The following is an 18,158-nucleotide window of genomic DNA, read 5'->3' as shown; positions in this document are numbered from 1 at the left end:
GTCGTCACTTCTTGAGATCGGAGAGGTTCCAGCACGACGTCTGGGAGTCAGCGTTCTCCTTGGTGATCGGAATGAGCGTGCTGTATTCGAAGCCCTTGACCGACCCCGCCTTCACCCCCGAGGACAGCAGCCACTTGATCGTTCCGGCCATCTGCGCCGCCTGCGTCGGCACGTCGTAGCTCATGTTCAGATCGAACGAGCCGTTCTTCACGAGCTCGCAGGCGCCCTTGCGCTCTCCACCGCCCGATGTTGCCAGGAAGACCTTGCCGGTGAGCCCGGCCTCCTTGATCGCAGCGGCAGTGCCGATATCCATGCCATCCCAGAAGCCCACGATGCCGCACAGGTCGGGATTCTGCTTCAGGACGGTCTGCGTAATGGCCTTGGCTTTCGCCGCATCCCAATCGGCCGCCTGGCTCGACACCACCTTGATTTCGGGATGCTTGGCGAGAACGTTCTCCACGCCCTTGAGCGTGTAGGCACTGGCGGCCGCGGACAGCGCACCCTGAATGATCGCGATCTTGTTCGACTTGCCCTGGCAGGCCTTCACCACGCCTTCGGTCTGGCGTTCACCGATCTCGATCCAGTTCGCGCCGACGAACGCCGAGCTGCGATAGGCCGATCCCATGTTGATCTGGATAACGTAGATCCCTTCGTTTTCGGCGCGCTGCAACAGCTTGGCATAGGTCTGGACGTCGGGATTGTGGATCACCATGACCGCCGGCTTCTCAGAGATCAGCGAGGTGACGGCCTGCGCCCCCGCGTTGGTGTTCCAGTTGGGATCACGAATCTCAAACTTGACGCCGTAGGGTTCGAGCTCCTTCTTCAGGCCCGCGTACCAGCCCTCCGTCAGATCGAAATTCATGGCGACCGGCACGTAGGCAACCGTCTTGCCCGCAAGCGCCTCGCGAAAGGTCTTCTGAAAGGGCTCGTCAAGCCCCTGCTGCGCAAGCGCCGGCGCCGCAGCCGCCGCGAGCGTCACCGCCACCAGACTTCCAAGTGCTAAGCTATGCGTGCGCATCGTCGTTTTCTCCCGTTTGATGTTTTCATTTTTGGTACTGAGCTAGATGTCGCCTTGCTGGGCCGTTTCTTCATTTCGCGGATTCAAGATCGTATCCGTAATCACCGCGATCAGCAGGACGACACCCTTGATCAGGTTCTGTCCGGCGTACGGAATATCCAGAATCGTCATGCCGTTCAGCATGGTCCCGATCAGCAGCGTGCCGATGATGACGTTCACGACGCCGCCGCGGCCGCCGGACAATCCGATGCCCCCGAGCACGACGACGAGGATCACGTCATAGATCATGGTCGAGTTGAAGATCCGGGTGGGCATCGAGTTGACGGATGCCGCCATCACGAGACCGGCAAAGCAGCCGATCACCGCGGCAAGCACATATTGCAGCACGGTAATCGGGCGCGAGGGAATGCCGGTCACCCGTGCGGCGAACGGATTGTCACCAACCGCGTAGATAAAGGCCCCCCAACGGGTCTGACGCAGCAGAACGAACACAGCGATTGCGGCGATCGCAAACATCACGATCGACGTCGGAATGCCGAGGATGCTGCCCTGCCCGAGCCGCTCGAATCCCGCCATGCCGTCGCTCCATTGGACGACGTCGAGCTGGAACAGCGCCGCTTGCCCAAGTCCTGCAACAAACAGCCCGGTCGCGAGCGTTGCAAACAGCGGCGGCACCTCCGCATAGGCGATCAGCCAGCCATTGACGAGACCAATGGCGACGGCCAGGAGGCCGGCGGCGAGCAAGGAGGCCGGCAACGAGTGACCGTTCTGCACCATCTGCAGAACGAGCCCGCCGGGGACCGCGAGGGCAGCGATCAGCGACAGATCGATGCCGCGCCCGATGACGACAACGGCCATCGCCAGGCCGAGAATGCCGAGGACGGCGACGTTCTGCAGCAGGGTCAGCATGTTGTCGGCGGTCAGGAAGCCCTTGAGGAAGATCGAGAAGGCCAGGAATAGCGCCGCGAAGACGGCGAACACGATCTCCTGTTGACCAAGCCGAAAGTGCTTCATCGTTTGCTCTCACCAATTCCCAACTACGCCCGCCCGCGTGGCGGTGTCGCTTCAATACGATAGGTCTGCGGCAACGCCGACAGGCTCTCTGCAAGCCGGCCCAGCGCCACCTCGTCGATCGTTTCGACCGCAATGCAGACGACCGTGTTGAGCTTGTCGTCCTTGTTGACCTGGATGTCCGCCGCGGTTGCAGGACCGAATATCCGATCGACTTCCGTCCTGACCTTCTCCCGAACAGCGAGATCGCGAAGCGTCGGCTTGAAGATCTTGCCCACGGCGGTGACTGGAAGCGCGTCAAGCACCACCACGCGCTTCGGGCGAGCGGGGGGCTCGTGGACATTCTGCTCGAGGTAGTCGCAGAGCCGCGCGAGCTCGATCGTCTGCTGAGGCGACGGCACAACGAAGAGAATCGGTACCTCGCCAGCGTAGGCGTCCGGCATGCCAACGGCGGAGCTCATTTGCACGCCAGGATATGCATTGGCGACATCTTCGATGGCGGCGGGATCGATGTTGTGGCCGCTGCGAACAATGAGGTCCTTCTCCCGACCTGTGAGAACCAGCCGCTCGTCTGCGGTGAGGTAGCCGATATCGCCGGTCACGATCCAATCATCGTCGGTCAGGACGCCAACATTGTGCGTGGGATCGACGTATCCGGGGAATACCTGCGGGCCCTTGGCCAGCACCAGCCCGCTCGTGAGCGGAGGACACTCCTTCCTCAGCTCCGGGTCGCCCAGTGCCACGATCTTCGTTCGCGAGAACGGCGCCCTGAATCCGACGCTGCCCTGAAGCGGCTCGCCGCGACCCGGGTTGAACGCGATCGCCGCCGCGGTCTCCGTCATCCCGTAAGTCTCGAATAACCTCACTCCCGTCCTGGCCTGGAAACGGTTACCGACCGCCTTCGGGAGCACCGCACCTCCTGTCAGCGCCATCCGGACCGAGCTGATATCGCAGGACCCGATCGGCACCTCCGCCAAAGCCGCAATGGAGGTCGGCACGCCGCTCACGATCGTCACGCGATGTCGTTCGACAGTGTACCAATAGTCGCGGATGACCTCCGGGACTCGCAGACCGTAGGGTGACGGAATGATCACGTGGCCGCCAGCGGCGAGAATCGACAGACCTGCAGTCATGGTGCCGCCGACATGAAACAGCGGAAACCCGTTCAGCGCGGTGTCCAACTCGTCGAACCCGTGAACCTGGGCGAAGCCCCATGCGGCGTGGATCTGGTTGCCATGTGTCAGGCGGACGAGCTTTGGACGTCCGGTCGTCCCTCCCGTATGGAAGAGCGCGCACACCGACCGCCGATCATTTGACGGTTCGAAATCGAGCGCATCTCGGTGCCTCGAAGCGGCTTCGTCAAAGGCGGCCATTCGGCCGTTCGCGCCGCGACCCTCACCTAGAACGAGGATCTTCTGCAAGGATCCGACCCGTGCGGCGACCTTGTTCGCCTTGTGCCAGAGCGCCGGATCGTCGGCTTCCGACGGGATCACAAGCAACGCTGCATTCTGCGCTTCGAGGAGATCGACGATCGCGTCCTCGTTCAGCAGATAGTTGATCGAGCTCGCGACGCCGGCGACCTGGGCGCCGAGCAAGGCCGGAAAGACCTGCGGCAGGCTCGGGCAGAGGAATGCAACGGTTGGTCCATCCGGTCTGATACCGGACGCCCTGAACAAGTTCGCCGCGCGGGATATGTCGGCAAGCAATTGACGGTGAGTGAGGCTGATTTCGCGGGATTCACGAGGTGTCAGGACGGTCAGTGCCTGCCGGTCCGGATGCAATCGGGCGGTCGCCTCGAACAGGTGATACAGATTTCGCGCAGGTACGAGGGTGTCATATGGCAGCCGCTCCAGCGCCACGATATCAGCAATGGAGCCGACAGGGCGCGTGAACCTCGTCGTCATCGGTGAAGGCAGGCCTCCCCCCATTGCTGCAGTCCCTGGCACGGCAAATCACGCACGCCCGCATCGGCATCCGCGACTGCTTCCCCCCGTTTTTGTTCTCTTAGCTTGCCGCCCCGAGTGACGCTTGCCTCGGAGCGCAAAGCTTTTGCATGGCCGCGCAAAGTTGGCTTGCGTAGAGCCGCTGGGCAACTAGAATTGCGGAACGGTCCTTGTGCGATGCAAAATGCAGCTTGGGCTGCTCGCGATGGATGACCGATGGAGCTCGTGTTCACAACGGAAAGCCTCGAGCCTTCCAAGCGCTACGCTGCCTGGCAAGGCGCCATTTGCGACGTCTATGTCCATGTCGACGTCGAGGCCGAGCAACGGTCCGACTATCAGGGCTTCATCCGGGAAGCACGATTTGGTGTTCTGACGATGACCGACGTATTGCTGTCGGAGCAGCGGATATCGCGACGGGAGCGGCACATCGCCAGGCTCGACAAGGATTGCTACTACGTCGAATTCGTTCAACAGGGCAAGATCAACGTCCTGCAGGCCGGCCAGACGCTGAATACGAATCCCCACGTAGGTGCAATCTTCTCCGCGGCCGAAGCCTACGATCTGGAGTGCGTAGGGAAGGTTAGATCCCTCTATCTGGAGATTCCGCGCAAGGAGTTTTCGTCGCGATTCACCGAGAACCGGATTCCGGTTGCGATGACTATTGCGACCGGACGCGGTCTTGGCCGGATCGCCGCCGAATTCTGTTCGACGTTGGCATCGGAAGCATCGTCGGTCGATGAAGCGGCAAGGTCGCGGCTCGGCGACGAGCTGATGGATGTTTTGGCTCTCGCCCTGGACATGGGCGACAAGGACCAATTTTCCGAGGACGCCACGGCTCAGAAGGCCCGCCTGCGCTCTGTCAAAGCCTGGATCGAGGAGCATCTCACCGACCACGACCTTTCGCTCGAGAAGATCGCACGGAACAACGGGGTCTCGCTCAGGCACCTGCACTATCTTTTTCGACTCACGGACATGTCGGTGTCGGAGTGGATTCTCGACCGGCGCCTGCAACGGTCCTACGATATGCTGACACGACTTGAGCAGCGCGTGTTGTCGGTGACTGAGGTCGCCTACCAGCTGGGATTCAGCAGCTCGTCACACTTCAGCACCGTGTTCCGGCGGAAATTCGGGCATAGCCCGTCCGAGCTACGCCGACGATAGGCCGATGCTCAGTGGCCGAGCGGCGCATGAGGCACTCCGCCGAGCTCCAACACGTCCGCGCCGTCCACGCGACCATCAAACCTCGATTCACTCGACAGCTTGACCTTCCAGCAATTGTGCCGCCAATCGCAAGGCACATCAAGGTCGGCACAGCGACGAGAGGCTGATCCATTTGCAGGTAGCGGACCGTCGTCAAACACGAGAGCTGTTCGGGGATATTCCGGTCGAGAGGTAGCGCTGCCGTTGCAGGCATCGTCGCGGCGGTCAGCGACCACCATGCCCCCCTGCGCCACCAGGTCTGACGCATTCAAGCAGACAGACATGTCGACGCCGAGCGCAGGAGTCGCTTGGGATGTCGCCACAGCCGCTTGGACGAACGCAGTGGATCTGCACGGTTGACGGCGCTCACGCGCCGCCTTGCCCGAAGGTCCAGACCGGAATGCCGAGGCGGCGAGCCTTGTCAGCGAGATTGCCTTGGATCCCGGAGCCCGGGAAGACCATGGCGCCGATCGGCAGCGTCGCCAGCATGGCGTCATTGCGCTTGAAGGGGGCGGCCTTATTGTGTCTTGTCCAATCGGGCTTGAACGCGATCTGCGGCACCTTGCGGTTCGATGCCCATTTGCTGGCGATCAGCTCGGCCCCCTTCGGCGAGCCGCCATGCAGGAGGACCATGTCCGGATGCTTGGCGTGGACCTTGTCGAGACGATCCCAGATGAGTACGACGTCATTGAAGTCCGGTCCGCCGGTCAGTGCGATCTTGGGGCCTGGCGGCAGCATGACCTCCGTCTCAGCCCGATGCTTGGCAGCAAGGAAATCGCGGGAGTCGATCATGGCCGCCGTCAGCGTGCGATGGCTGACCTGCGATCCCGACCGCGGCCGCCACGGCGATCGCGTATGGAGCTCGAAGGCCTCGGCGGCCAGATCGCGGAACAGCTCCATTGCGTTGCGACGCTCGACCAGTGACAGTCCTTCCGACGTCAGGCGCTCGAGCTCGACCGAGCGCACCTCCGAGCCGTTCTGCTCGCGCTGACTCGAACGCTGCGCCTGCTCGTTGTCGTCAAGCTCGCGCTCGATGCGCATCGTGGCACGGTGGAACAGGTTGACCGTTGACCACAAGAGCTCCTTCAGCTCAGGCTCGAGGCGCGTCTCCGAGAGCGTCGCGACCAGGGCGTCGAAGATATCGGCGACCGCGCCGGCGATGACCCTGCCTTCAGGGAGCGGCCGAGGATCAGGCTCATCGTCGAAGGGGCGGTAGCCGTACAGCTGGAGTTCGGTCAGGGCGTTGTCGGTGCTCGACTGCGTATCGTGCGGCTCATGCATCTCGTCTTGCTGGTCGGACATGGGGACCTCGTCTATGTTCGGTGACCGCGTCGATCGCGGCCTTCCATGGCGATCTCCAAGACGGCGGGAGGACCGGACCAGAACCCGCTGATCTCTTCGAGCAGCGGGCCGGAGCGACAGCGGAGGATGGCGGTGTGCGCGGCTATTTTGCCTCGCGATGCAAAGGCCCGCTTGCGGGCTGGCGGAAAATAGCCACGCACCGCCATTGCCGGACCGGACCGCCCGCCGTCCGATCGCCTCTCAGAAGGCCCCGGCGCGGCTCTCCGACGCCCTGACGAGATCCCCTTGTCCCGACGATGCGCGGCGAGCGCCGAACGACTCTCTAGCGTCGAGCCGACGTTGAGGTCGCAGCCGCGCTCACGAAGCGCTCGGCATCTTCGGGCAGCAGCTGTTGAGCCAAGACGTCCAGGAGCTTGGCTGTCCCTAGACCGCGAAGGTCTTCGTTGAAGTCGTCCAGGCGAGGGCATAATGCGATCGCCTCGATACCGGCGTCCAGCGCGCGGGTCGTCAACGTCTCTGCGGCGGCGATACCAGCAGCATCAGCATCGACAGCGACATAGATCCGGCGCAACGTGGCCGGCCAGAGCAGATTCGCCAGATGGTTGGCCGAGAGCGCAGCAGCAACCGGCAAGGTCGGCAGCACCGTCCGCAACGACAGCATGGTCTCGATGCCCTCGCCGGCCGCAAGCACGTCCTTGGCGGTCCCGAAGCGCACGGCATGCCCAAGCAGATCGCCCATCGCCCGCCGCGGCGTGTCGATTGGCGCCTTGCCAAGCCTGCGATCGTCGAAGCCGTCGGGATCCAGCCAGGTGCGATGAACCCCGGTGATACGCCCCTCGAGGTCGGTCACAGCGGCAATCAGCGCGGGCCATGTCTCGACATCGGTGGCATCGTCCGGCCGATAATAGCAACGTGGATGAAAACGTAGACCGTCAGTGCCTGCGCGCGGGTCGATACCGCGATGAGCGAGATAGGCCTCGCCGCGCGTTCCAGACAGCGGCTGCCCCATCGCAAACAGCCGGCGAGCGGCTCTGGCGGAGTCGCGGGGGCGCACGGCGTTCACAGCACCGACTGGAGGCGTGCGTTCCCAGTCCGGCAGCTTCAGAAAACGGCGCGCCTCCTCGGCAACCGCGTGAAAGCTGCTCAGGCCACAAACCGAGCCGATGACGTCGAGCAGATCGCCATGCTCTCCGGTCGCAGCATCCGTCCATTTGCCGGCCGGCCCCTTCGATGAGGCGTGCAATCGCACGAACAATGATCGGCCCGGCGTGTTGTTGACATCACCGACCAACCAGTAGCGTCCCTGACGTCTGCCGCTGGACAGATAGTGACGGCACACCGCCTCGGCCTCACGCGCAAGGCGGCGCGCCAGTTCAGACGCGTCGTCTGACATCACGACAGCTCCCGCCCGCGGACCTCAGCAATGGGAAACCGCTCCAGAACGCTGGCTAGGATCGCCGGGCCGCTTGCATCGGTCGGCACGAACATCCGCAGCCTCCACGAGATGATCTCGCTGAACAGCCCGCAGGCCCTGAGACAATCCCGTAAGCCCGCAGGGAAGCCCAAGAGCTCGATTCGGTTGGCGCCCATGACGCGCACCCTCCGCAGCTGCAAGCCCTCATGAAGATCGAGTACGTAGCCGTCACGCAGCACGGATGTGAACGCGTCATCGGGAGCGAGCGAAGGTCGCTCGGTCGACGCTGCGGTGACCCAACTGAGTGGCACCTTGCGGCCGATGATGCGCTCGCCCGCATCGGTCTGGAGCCGGTAGACCCGCGCGGACTCCTGAGGGAGGCGCTTCCAGATCGGCAGCAGAAGCCCTGTGACGAGGTAGATCGTGGTGGTCGTGAACTCCGGAATGGATGCGAGCTCCGCACTCCAGCCAGCCTTGAACTGCTCGCGGTCTGCCTCGGCCCAATCATGCTCGGCCAGCCTGGCGAGCGGCAGAGTCTGGCGTCGCATCGGTCCGATCAGATGGACGCGCTGCTCGATCTCGCCATCGTCGAGCAACCAGCTCGGCGCCGGCACCTGGATCGCCGCTCGGCCCGAGCGGACGTGGATCACTGGAACAGCGCGGCGTTGCAGCAGCCGCTCCAAGGCCTCGTTCAGCGATATCGGCCGGTTGCGGTCACGCTGGGCGATGGTGACGAGATGCGTCTCGGCACCTGTCGCCGGATGGGTGTTGATGGTGCGCCGCTCCATGACGACGAAGCTTTCTGCACGCAGCGTCTCCAGACCGGCATCGAAAGTCCCGGATGCGATCGCGCCCTCGATCCGCGCCGCGAGCAACTGCTCGAACACCGTGAACAGGATGTTCTGCAGCTCGATGGTCAGCGCCAGCAGCCGGTTCAGGAACGTCGTGATCGGCGGCAGCTGGTCGCGAAGACCGTTCTCGTCCGTGAGCTTCAATCCCGTGGCCTGCTCGAACCGCTGCAGCGAGCAGCTCCCCAATTGCCCACGGGCGAGCAGCCCATAGAACTGACGCAGGGCATCGCGGGCGTGCGGGCTTTCGAGGTTGTCCTCCGGCCGGAACAGTCCCTGTCCGCCGGTCTGGCGCTGGCCACGGGTGATCGCGCCCAACGTGTCGAGCCGGCGCGCGATCGTCGACAGGAAGCGCTTCTCGGCTTTCACGTCGGTGGCGATAGGGCGAAAGAGCGGTGGCTGCGCCTGGTTGGTACGATTGGTCCGGCCAAGCCCCTGGATCGCGGCATCCGCCTTCCAGCCTGGCTCCAGCAGATAATGCACCCGCAGCCGCTTGTTCGTCGCCGAGAGCTCGGCGTGGTAGCTGCGGCCTGTGCCGCCGGCATCCGAGAACACCAGGATGCGCTTCCTGTCATCCATGAACGCTGCGGCCTCAGCGAGGTTGGCAGAGGTCGCCCTCGTCTCGACCACCATCCGATCGCGGACGCGGACGATCCGTCTCGACCTGCCCGTGACCTCAGCGACCATGTCCGTGCTGAAGCGCTGAACGATCTGGTCGAGCGCACCCGGCACCGGCGCGAGCGAAGCGAGATGTTCGATCATCCGATCGCGGCGAGCGACCGCTTCGCGGCTCTCGACCGGCCGGCCATCGCGAGTGACCGGACGCGACAACAGATTGCCCTCGCGATCGGTGAACGGCTCGTAGAGCTGGACCGGGAAGGAATGGACGAGATAATCGAGGACATATTCGCGCGGCGTGATGTCGACCTGGACGTCGCCCCACTCCGCGGTCGGGATCTCGGCCAGCCGGCGCTCCATCAGGGCTTCACCTGTGGAGACGATCTGGACGACCGCGGCGTGGCCAGCATCGAGATCGCGCTTGATCGCCTGAATCAGCGTCGGCGTCTTCATCGAAGTCAGGAGGTGCCCGAAGAAGCGCTGCTTGGCCGACTCAAAGGCCGAGTGCGCGGCCGATTTGGCCTGGGGGTTCAGCGTGCCGGTTGCGCCGGTGATGTTGGCCGCCTGCATCGCGGCCTCGAGGTTGTTGTGAATGACCGCGAACGCCTCGGCATAGGCGTCATAGATCCTGACCTGCTCGTCCGTGAGCCGGTGCTCGAGCGGCTCGTATTCGACGCCCTCGAAGGACAGCGAGCGCGCCGCATAAAGCCCGAGGGCCTTGAGATCGCGCGCCATCACCTCCATGGCCGCGACACCGCCCTGCTCGATCGCCGCCACGAAGTCCGCCCGCGTCGCAAACGGGAAATCCGCGCCGCCCCACAGTCCCAGCCTCTGGGCATAGGCCAGATTGTGAACGGTGGTCGCGCCTGTCGCCGAGACGTAGACGATGCGGGCATTAGGCAGCGCGTGCTGCAACCGCAATCCGGCGCGGCCCTGCTGTGAAGCCACCTGATCGCCCCGATCGCCCTTGTGGCCTGCGGCGTTCTGCATCGCATGGCTCTCGTCGAAGATGATCACGCCATCGAAATCCCGTCCCACCCAGTCGACGATCTGGCGCACGCGGGAAAGCTTCTTGGCCTTCTCGTCGGTCCGCAGCGTGGCATAGGTCGTGAAAAGGATGGCCTCATCGAGCCGGATCGGCGCCCCCTGGCGGAAGCGCGACAGCGGCGTGACCTGAAGCCGCTCCATACCGAGCGCTGCCCAGTCGCGCTGCGCGTCCTCGATCAGCTTGTCGGACCTGCTGATCCAGACCGCCCGGCGCCGGCCCTTCAGCCAATTATCGAGCAGGATGCCCGCGACCTGGCGGCCTTTTCCGGCGCCCGTGCCATCACCGAGGAACCACCCGCGCCGGAAGCGGACCGCCCTCTCCGTGTCCTCGCCGACCGCACGGACCTGGTCGAAGGTCTCGTCGACCGTCCAAAAGCCGGTGAGGAGTCCACCATGCGCTTCGCCGGCAAAGATGAGACTCTCGAGCTGCGCGCCGGACAGCACGCCTTCGGTGACGATCCTGGCCGGGAGATGCGGCCGATAGGACGGCTTTGGCGGTGCGACGGAGGCCATCGCCGCCGACTGCACGAGCTTCGTGGGATGAGGCTGCGCGCCCGGAATCCGGATCGACTGCAACTGATACGTCTCATAGAGCGCGTCAGTCAGGCGAGTTCCTTCGTCGGAGACTTCATCGACGGTGTCGTAGGCGAGTTCGCAGCCCTCAGGCTCACCGGACGTCGGCAATGGCGAGGAGCGTGCGGGATCCAGATCCCGTCGATCTCTCGAACAAACTTTTGCACGCCGGCCTACCTGAGCGACAAACCGGCTGGCCATCGGCGACCGCGGTGGCACGAGCGCCGAGATCCAGCCGAGCAAGGTCCTGACATCAGGTGCCACGCCGGCAGATCGCGGAAACACACGAGCGTCCGGCGCTGGGCGCTTGTCGATCACGAGCATCCGTGTGGCGGTCGTCGTGCCCTGCCGCGCATAGACTGCGCCATCGATCGCCGCGGAGAACACCAGACGACCGCGCTCCTGCAGGTGCACGAAGGCATCCGTCCAGCTCGGATTGTCGGGCGCAAGGCCGGCGGCCGTGATTGCGACCAGTCGCCCCCCGTCTCCAAGCCGTGCGAGGGCCGAAGACACATGGCGCAACGCCGTATCGGCCAGCGGACGGTCCACACTCGCGGTCGCCGAGAACGGGGGATTCATCAGAACCACGCTTGGAACGAAGGCCGCATCGAGATGATCATCGATCTGCGCGGCGTCCAAGCGGGTCACGATCAGACCCGCGAACACCAGATCGAGCAAGGCTGCGCGACTTGCAGCGAGCTCATTGAGCAGAAGCGAGCCGCCAGCAAGCTCCGCAAAGACGGCCAGGATTCCTGTCCCCGCCGATGGCTCGAGCACCCGATCGGCCGAGGTCACTTGCGCCGCCGCGGCCGCAGCGAACGCCAATGGCAGCGGGGTCGAGAACTGCTGAAGACTCTGGCTCTCGAGCGAGCGCCTGGTGTGGCTCGGCAGTAGGCCCGCGACCTTTGCGACCATCGCCAGCATGGCCGGGGGAGTGCCTTTGCTGGCCTTGATCATCGCTGGACCGTGCTTGACGAGGAATTGGACAGAGGCGATCTCACAGGCTTCGTAGGCGGTCTTCCAATCCCAGCTTCCATCGGCGTCACTGGCGCCGAACGCGGTCTGCATGACCAGGCGCAGGCACCGGGCATCGATCCGCTCGCCACGGGTAAGGTTTGGCAGCAGCAGCTCGGCCGCACGAAGGACGGCCTTGGCGCGCGCAAGCAGCGCGAAGGGCGCCGCAGGTGAGCTCGTCTCGGTGATCATGTCGAGGAACCTTCAAGGAGAGCGGAACACGGAAGAGCACCGCCGAACGCTCTCTCCGGTCCGGCGGACTCAATCGCGCTGCTCCGCCTCTCTCACTCTCGAGCTGCTCGACGCGACAGTGATCTCCATGAAAAAAGCCCGGCCGATCTGACCGGGCTTGCACTTCGGTTTCTTCAGGTTGGGGTTGGGATCGGCCGCGAAGGCAAGCTGATCATTCCGCGGCAACGGTCTCCTCTACGTCGTCACCGCCTTCCGTCGCCTCCTCATCCTCACTGAGGAACGCCGGCAGGCTGGCGGCATCGACGCCATCGGCCGCCTGCGTTACCTCGGCATCCGCGCCACGCAGCGGCTCTGGCAACCAGCGACTGCCTTCGAGCAACCGCTCGGCTTCGCGCGCCATGTCCGGCTTCTTCAGATGCTCGATGAGCTGCGCCGACGCTTCGCCCTTCGCTTCTCGCACGGCCTGCAGGATGCGGTGCTTGGTGACGCGACCGAGATAGGTGTCGACGGTGGGCTTCCAGCCGGCGCTGGTCATGTCGAGCCCGACGGCGCGCGACAGATGGTCGGCCTGTTCGAGGCGCCCGCGGACGCCGTGGGCGGACAGGCGGCCTTGATGCACGTGGCTGGCCGGCTCAACGATCGCGTTCACCGCTTGCGCGGCACAATGGGCGAACAGCTCGGCCTGGGCCGCTCCGTCCATCGTCGTCAACGCTGCCCAGAGGTCCTTGTCGTTGGCCGGCAGCTTCGCCTTCCAGGCCGCGTGACGCGCGGCGATCGCCTTTGCCGGAGCGCTGTCCTGCAGGCCCGGCGGCTGCGCCGGGAAGCTCGGGGTGCGCAGCGAGATCTCCAGGCAGTTGAGGACTGATCCGTAGGGATAGAAGGCCGCGAGCACGAAGGTGTGCAGCACCGCCTGGAAGGCGATGGATGGCTCTCGGCCGAGTGCCTCACGAAGGGCGAGCGTGCGATACGCCGAGAGCTCGCTGATCAGCCGGTCGGGCAGCGGCCGCTCGACATCCTCCGCGTCGGCGGGCGCGTCCTGCTCGCCGTGACCGATGACGATTGTCGCCGCCGGCACCCCGCCCTCCCTATCCGGAATGGCGGCCGCAGTGGCCCTGTCGTGACCAGCTTCGGTCTCCGGCTCATCTTTTGACACCACGGCCTCATCCTCGGGTCGGACGAAACCGCGGGCGACGCGCAGTCGGCCTTCCGAGCCGATGCTGACGAACGCGCCAGCACGCGCCATCTCGGCCGCATCGAAGGTCGTCGGCCGCTCGTCAAAGGACTGCAGCGCCGCCTCGATCTCACCGAGACGCTGATCGATATCCTCAGGCAGTTCATCCGCCTGACCGTGTTCGGCCTCGAGCCCGGCCTGTTCGGCCCGCAGCGCTTCCATGGTCGCCCGCTCGTCGGCGGTGAGCTCTGCCGGCTGCCCGTGAAGCTCGCGCAAGCCATGGGTATGCCCGAAAGGGAAGTCCACGGCGGCCGCGATCCACTTCCAGCCCTCAAGGCCTATCCGTTCCGCTTCAGCCTTCAGCTTCTCCGCCACGAGCCGATCCAACAGCGCGACATTGTGGAGCCAGCCGCCATCGTCGGCCTCGAACAGATCCCGCAGCACAGCGCCGCCGGCCATCTCATAGGCAGTCAGTCCTATGAACTGGACCCTGCGATCGAACGCCCGAACCGTCTGCTCGGTGAGCTGCCGCCGGATCTGGTAGGGCGTATCGCCGCCGGAACGGCTGACCTTGTCCCAGACCTCCTGTTGGCGTGCATGATCCGAAGTCACCGAAAACGCCATCAGCTGCTCCAGGGTCATGCCGTCGGCGGCATACACGTCCAGAAGCGCCGGCGAGACCGCGGCCAGCCGCAGCCGCTGCTTGACGACCGCAACGGTCACGAAGTGCCGCGCCGCGATCTCCTCCTCTCCCATGCCGCCGTCACGCAGGGCCTGGAATGCCTGAAATTGATCTAGCGGATGCAGACCGACACGCTGGTCGTTCTCGGCGAGCGAGTCGTCCAGCGCCGAACCGGAATCGCGCACCACGCAAGGCACGGCTTGCGTTTTCGCCATTCGCTTCTGCTTCACCAGGAGCTCCAGCGCCCGGTAGCGCCTGCCGCCCGCGGGCACCTCGAACATCCCGGTCTCCCTGCCCTCGGCATCGAGGACAGCCCGAACATTCAGGCTTTGCAGCAGCGTCCGCTCGGCGATGCTCTCGGCCAATTGCTCGATCGAAACGCCGCCCTTGATCCGGCGCACATTGGACTGGCTGAGCACGAGTTTGTTGAAAGGAATGTCGCGCGACGGCGACAGCGTGACCTTGTGAGCGGCCTTGGTCATGTCTTCGTTCTCCACGACGGGCGGCCCGGAGCCTCTCTCTCAGGCCTTCAACCCGTCGCTGAACACCTCTCGCCCTCTCCCTCTCCACTGTTCACCCAGGCGTGCAAGGTTCACGCGAGTACGCGATCCGGAGCGCTCGGCTGAGCGAGGCCACCAGCACTCGGCGCAAAGCCGAGGAGATAGTCGGCCACGCGGCTCGCCTGGCTTGCCGCCCGGACAATGGCGCGACTATCCTCGCGCAGGACGTCGAGCCAGAAGCCGAGATAGTCGGCGTGGCGCACGGTCGGCACGATGCCGAGCGCGGCGCAGCTGAAGGCGGCCGCGATCTCGGCGATCAGCTCCTCGAAGGCGTATTTGCGGCTGCCGAACCGACCCGAGAGATCCCGATTCAGCCGAGAGGCATGACCGCTCGCATGGGCGAGCTCATGCAAAGCGGTGCGGTACCAGTTGATCGGCTCAAAGAACGCCGCTGGCAGTGGCACCTGCACGAAATCTTCGACTGGCGCATAGAACGCACGATCCCCCCCGATCCGGAAGTCGACGCCGCTGTTGACAATCAGGGTCTCGACCACAGGCTCCATGACACCCGGCGGCGGAAGCGGTGGCACGGTTGCGATATCATCTGGCAGACCATCGCATTGGTCGGTGTTGAATACAGTAAACCGCTTCAGGAACGGAATTGCTTGCGCCTCCTCGCCGACCTCCCGGGCACGTTGCCGCTCATCCGATGGCACAAAGCGGTCGGCGTAGACGACAGAGACGCCGCGCTCGCCCTTGCGGACATGACCGCCAAGCGAGAGAGCTTGCCGGAAGGTCAACCAGCTCTGGCCCGTCAACCCGTGCTCGATGACTGCCCCCCAGAGGATGAGAACGTTGATCCCCGAGTACGCCCGACCCGTAGCCCCATTCCGTGGCAAGGCCAGCTGAGCCTTTGCCGCTTGCGTCCCCCATGGCCGAACCCAGGGCACCCGGCCAGCTTCCAGCTCACCGATGATCTTGCTCGTGATCTCCTCATAGAGGCTCGCCCGACTCTCGCCAGCGCGCGCACCAAGTCTCCGTCCCTGCATCGCGGATCTCCGCGACGGGCGCGGCGGAACTCTCTCGCCACTTCCAACCCGTCACGGCCAACCCGGCCTGCACTCTTGCTCTCAACGAGCTTCACGCCCATCCAGAGCCGACGGCTCATGAAATCCCTCCGGAGCTTCCGGGAGGACATCGCCGTTTGGCGTCCACCGGGATGATGAGCTGTATGCGTGTATTGCCTCTCTGGGGACAACACCGCATCTTTAAGCGGCCTGTTCCTCCGCCAGCGGGCCCTCACTTTCGCGCTTCCTGTTGATCAGATTGAGCAGCTGGCCGGCAGCCTTCGCATCGCAGAGTGCGCGATGATGGCTCTCGAGTTCGATGTCATAGATCTGGCATAGATTTCCGAGCCCGTAGGAGTTATGGCCGGGATAGCGCCGTCGCATTCCGGCGCAGGTGCAAAGCTTGGGAAAGCGGAACTTTCGATCGAGACGGCTGAACTCGTAAGCGATAAAGCCATAGTCGAAATTGACGTTGTGCGCGACGAAGACGCCGTCACCCATGAATTCGAGAAAGCTGTCTGCAACAGATGCGAAAACCGGAGCATCGCGAACCATCTCGTTCGTGATTCCTGTGAGCCGCATGATATTTGCCGGAATGGCACGCTGAGGATTGAGCAGGGAGTGCCACTCATCGACAACCTGATGATTACGGATCTTGACCGCGCCAATCTCGGTTATGCGGTCGCCAGACGCCCAGCTCCCGGTCGTCTCGATATCGACAACAATGTAATCCTGCCCTGGGTCGAAGCAAAACTCGACCCTGCAAATCTCAGCCTGGAGCCCGGCTGATTGCAGTTGCCGCAGGCGCGTGAGCTGGTTGCGGCGGATGACGTCACCCTCTGCCTTGATCTCCAAGAATGAGACCGCGCCATCGCGAAGCAGCATCAGATCAGGGAATCCGTCACACATCGCCCGAAAATCCTCGCACATCGCGTGCAAGATCGCGGCAATGCCATGAGGGCTGGCGTGATCGAGAAGCGTACGGACAGCCTCGATCTGAAAGCGATCCCAGTTGAAGATGCCATTGGGCCGCCCCCAGCGCGCAGCAAGCGCACGCAAGATCAGCGGAAGGGCATTACCCGATCGGACGGCGGTAAGCTTCACATTCACCTGGGCCTTGAACATCCGAATGAACGTGCGATCCTTGAGACATTGAGGGACCCAGTCGAAGCCGCTGTGCAATTGACCGGATTCGAACAGCTCGTCCCAGAACAGAAGGCCGAACAGGGTGTGCCACAAGGCGTTCTCGGCAAAATATACTTGGCTGCCCTGACGCCGCATGACCCCAGCGACACCGGCCTCCGGGGTGCCCCGGTGTGTGTCGTCGACCGCGACGACGCGCCCCGAGCGCAGGAGTTCGGTGCAAAGCCCCGTTCGCCGACCGCCGAACTTGCGCGCATAGAAGTCAACCGCAAAAACGTGCTCTTCGTCGCTCGCCGGATCATCAATGATCTGGCGCAGAAGTGCTTCAGATTCGCTTTTCGCGCCCAGACTGTAGTGAAGGCGCACGAGGCGCTCGCGGCATTCGGGGGACGAGCCGGCACGATAGAGTTGAAGTGCGAGCGCCGTATCGGCGCCCTTCTCGAAGAACTGGCCAAGCTTGAAGGCGGCACGGCTTCTCAGGTCCTGAGCGTAATCTGTCGGACCTGGCGGCCCGCCGAGCAGGTCGACCACTCCCTGGCGATAGACAGCCTCGGCTTCGGTCTCGAGTTGGTCGAGCAGGCTACTATAATGAAAGCAGGCGTGGGCTTCATCGCCATCCGCAAAGCGTGCACTGAACGAGGTCGCATTGTTGGTGCGCATGATGCCGAGATCGCGTAGCGCAAAGGTCTTGAGATCCCGCTCCGTCTTGCCAAAATAGAGATAGAGCATAAATTCGATCGGCCGCGTGTTGTGAAGCGCGATGAAGTTCTTCCCACCACAATGCCGAGCAGCGACCTCGAAAGGAACATTGGCGAGAAAGTATTCGATGAGCTTGGACTTCGACCAGGATTTGCGAATATCGGATCTTCCAGATGCATGCGCCGCCGTCACAAGGATGTCTTTGGGCAAGCATGTTACGAAAGCGGCGTAGTCGTCGACCTGCAGAACACGAGCATGGGCGCTGGCAAGCAGATGCCGAGCCGCGGCTTCAACATCTGCAATCTCTGGATATTTGAAGAGCGCGCGATTGAAGATCGCTCCCCGCCGATTGACCATGCGGACAAGAAGGCATTGTGCATCCCTGGGAAGACCGTCAAATTGCTCGATGAAGAGATGGTGCTCCGGGGTCAGGACAGCACCGTAAGTCTTCTTCACGAAGCCAAGCACCTCCGTAAAATGATCAAGGTAGTAATAGACAGGAAGAACTTGCGGCTTCATCCGGAGCGCTCTCTTGATGCCTTCTCTTGCATAGCGTAGCGCTGTTCAGTCCGAACCCTTCTTCCCGAGGTGAGGGCGAAGCATTGGGGCCTACTTGACGTTGCGGCTATTCTGTTCCACTTTCGTTCTTTTAGCCTCGATTCGTCAAGTGAGTGCCCGCGACAATCACGACCGAATCCGTCGAAAATGACCCGACA

The 18,158-nt window shown here is 63.6% G+C and carries 10 protein-coding genes; 1 reads left to right on the top strand and 9 read right to left on the bottom strand.

Annotated features, from left to right (window positions below; translation table 11 throughout):
• Positions 1-4: 4 nt before the first annotated feature.
• From ACQR1H_RS22185 to ACQR1H_RS22175, 3 genes are read right to left on the bottom strand one after another with little or no spacing between them, the layout of a single operon-like run.
• On the bottom strand, positions 5-1,018 hold the full coding sequence (locus ACQR1H_RS22185; RefSeq protein ID WP_015663990.1) for a sugar ABC transporter substrate-binding protein: 1,014 nt from the start codon (positions 1,016-1,018) through the stop codon (positions 5-7).
• Between the two features lie 42 nt (positions 1,019-1,060).
• Positions 1,061-2,032, bottom strand: a complete 972-nt coding sequence (locus ACQR1H_RS22180) for an ABC transporter permease (RefSeq protein WP_434899774.1) — start codon at positions 2,030-2,032, stop codon at positions 1,061-1,063.
• A gap of 23 nt (positions 2,033-2,055) precedes the next feature.
• Positions 2,056-3,933, bottom strand: coding sequence for an AMP-binding protein (locus ACQR1H_RS22175; RefSeq protein WP_434899773.1), 1,878 nt, complete (start codon positions 3,931-3,933; stop codon positions 2,056-2,058).
• Between the two features lie 255 nt (positions 3,934-4,188).
• On the opposite strand from ACQR1H_RS22175, the gene ACQR1H_RS22170 reads away from it, so the two are divergent.
• Positions 4,189-5,133, top strand: coding sequence for an AraC family transcriptional regulator (locus tag ACQR1H_RS22170; RefSeq protein ID WP_315718536.1), 945 nt, complete (start codon positions 4,189-4,191; stop codon positions 5,131-5,133).
• A gap of 405 nt (positions 5,134-5,538) precedes the next feature.
• Here ACQR1H_RS22170 and ACQR1H_RS22165 read toward each other — a convergent pair whose 3' ends face one another.
• From ACQR1H_RS22165 to ACQR1H_RS22140, 6 genes are all read right to left on the bottom strand, one after another.
• Positions 5,539-6,474: a DUF2493 domain-containing protein gene (locus tag ACQR1H_RS22165; RefSeq protein ID WP_434899772.1), complete on the bottom strand. Its 936-nt coding sequence runs from the start codon at positions 6,472-6,474 to the stop codon at positions 5,539-5,541.
• Positions 6,475-6,796: 322 nt separating this feature from the next.
• A complete protein-coding gene (locus ACQR1H_RS22160; protein WP_434899771.1) occupies positions 6,797-7,867 on the bottom strand; it encodes a DUF7146 domain-containing protein in 1,071 nt (356 codons plus the stop codon).
• Positions 7,867-12,180 carry a strawberry notch-like NTP hydrolase domain-containing protein gene (locus ACQR1H_RS22155; protein WP_434899770.1) on the bottom strand — a complete coding sequence of 1,438 codons (4,314 nt, stop codon included), beginning with the start codon at positions 12,178-12,180 and terminating at the stop codon, positions 7,867-7,869. The genes ACQR1H_RS22160 and ACQR1H_RS22155 overlap by 1 nt, the downstream gene beginning before the upstream one ends.
• 211 nt (positions 12,181-12,391) lie before the next feature.
• Positions 12,392-14,515, bottom strand: coding sequence for a ParB N-terminal domain-containing protein (locus tag ACQR1H_RS22150; RefSeq protein ID WP_434899769.1), 2,124 nt, complete (start codon positions 14,513-14,515; stop codon positions 12,392-12,394).
• Between the two features lie 110 nt (positions 14,516-14,625).
• Positions 14,626-15,582, bottom strand: a complete 957-nt coding sequence (locus tag ACQR1H_RS22145) for an ArdC family protein (RefSeq protein ID WP_434899768.1) — start codon at positions 15,580-15,582, stop codon at positions 14,626-14,628.
• Positions 15,583-15,801: 219 nt separating this feature from the next.
• Positions 15,802-17,961, bottom strand: a complete 2,160-nt coding sequence (locus ACQR1H_RS22140) for an exonuclease domain-containing protein (RefSeq protein WP_434899767.1) — start codon at positions 17,959-17,961, stop codon at positions 15,802-15,804.
• Positions 17,962-18,158: the final 197 nt, after the last annotated feature.

It is taken from the genome of Bradyrhizobium sp. HKCCYLRH2015 (assembly GCF_051168215.1).
In the GTDB taxonomy this organism is placed as follows: Bacteria; Pseudomonadota; Alphaproteobacteria; order Rhizobiales; family Xanthobacteraceae; genus Bradyrhizobium.
This window is presented reverse-complemented; position numbering and strand designations above follow the sequence as displayed.

Bases quoted from the DNA above. Each gene is read 5' to 3' on its own strand.
- ACQR1H_RS22185 (WP_015663990.1), bottom strand. From the start codon at position 1,018: ATGCGCACGCATAGCTTAGCACTTGGAAGTCTGGTGGCGGTGACGCTC.
- ACQR1H_RS22180 (WP_434899774.1), bottom strand. From the start codon at position 2,032: ATGAAGCACTTTCGGCTTGGTCAACAGGAGATCGTGTTCGCCGTCTTC.
- ACQR1H_RS22175 (WP_434899773.1), bottom strand. From the start codon at position 3,933: ATGACGACGAGGTTCACGCGCCCTGTCGGCTCCATTGCTGATATCGTG.
- ACQR1H_RS22170 (WP_315718536.1), top strand. From the start codon at position 4,189: ATGGAGCTCGTGTTCACAACGGAAAGCCTCGAGCCTTCCAAGCGCTAC.
- ACQR1H_RS22165 (WP_434899772.1), bottom strand. From the start codon at position 6,474: ATGTCCGACCAGCAAGACGAGATGCATGAGCCGCACGATACGCAGTCG.
- ACQR1H_RS22160 (WP_434899771.1), bottom strand. From the start codon at position 7,867: ATGTCAGACGACGCGTCTGAACTGGCGCGCCGCCTTGCGCGTGAGGCC.
- ACQR1H_RS22155 (WP_434899770.1), bottom strand. From the start codon at position 12,180: ATGATCACCGAGACGAGCTCACCTGCGGCGCCCTTCGCGCTGCTTGCG.
- ACQR1H_RS22150 (WP_434899769.1), bottom strand. From the start codon at position 14,515: ATGACCAAGGCCGCTCACAAGGTCACGCTGTCGCCGTCGCGCGACATT.
- ACQR1H_RS22145 (WP_434899768.1), bottom strand. From the start codon at position 15,582: ATGCAGGGACGGAGACTTGGTGCGCGCGCTGGCGAGAGTCGGGCGAGC.
- ACQR1H_RS22140 (WP_434899767.1), bottom strand. From the start codon at position 17,961: ATGAAGCCGCAAGTTCTTCCTGTCTATTACTACCTTGATCATTTTACG.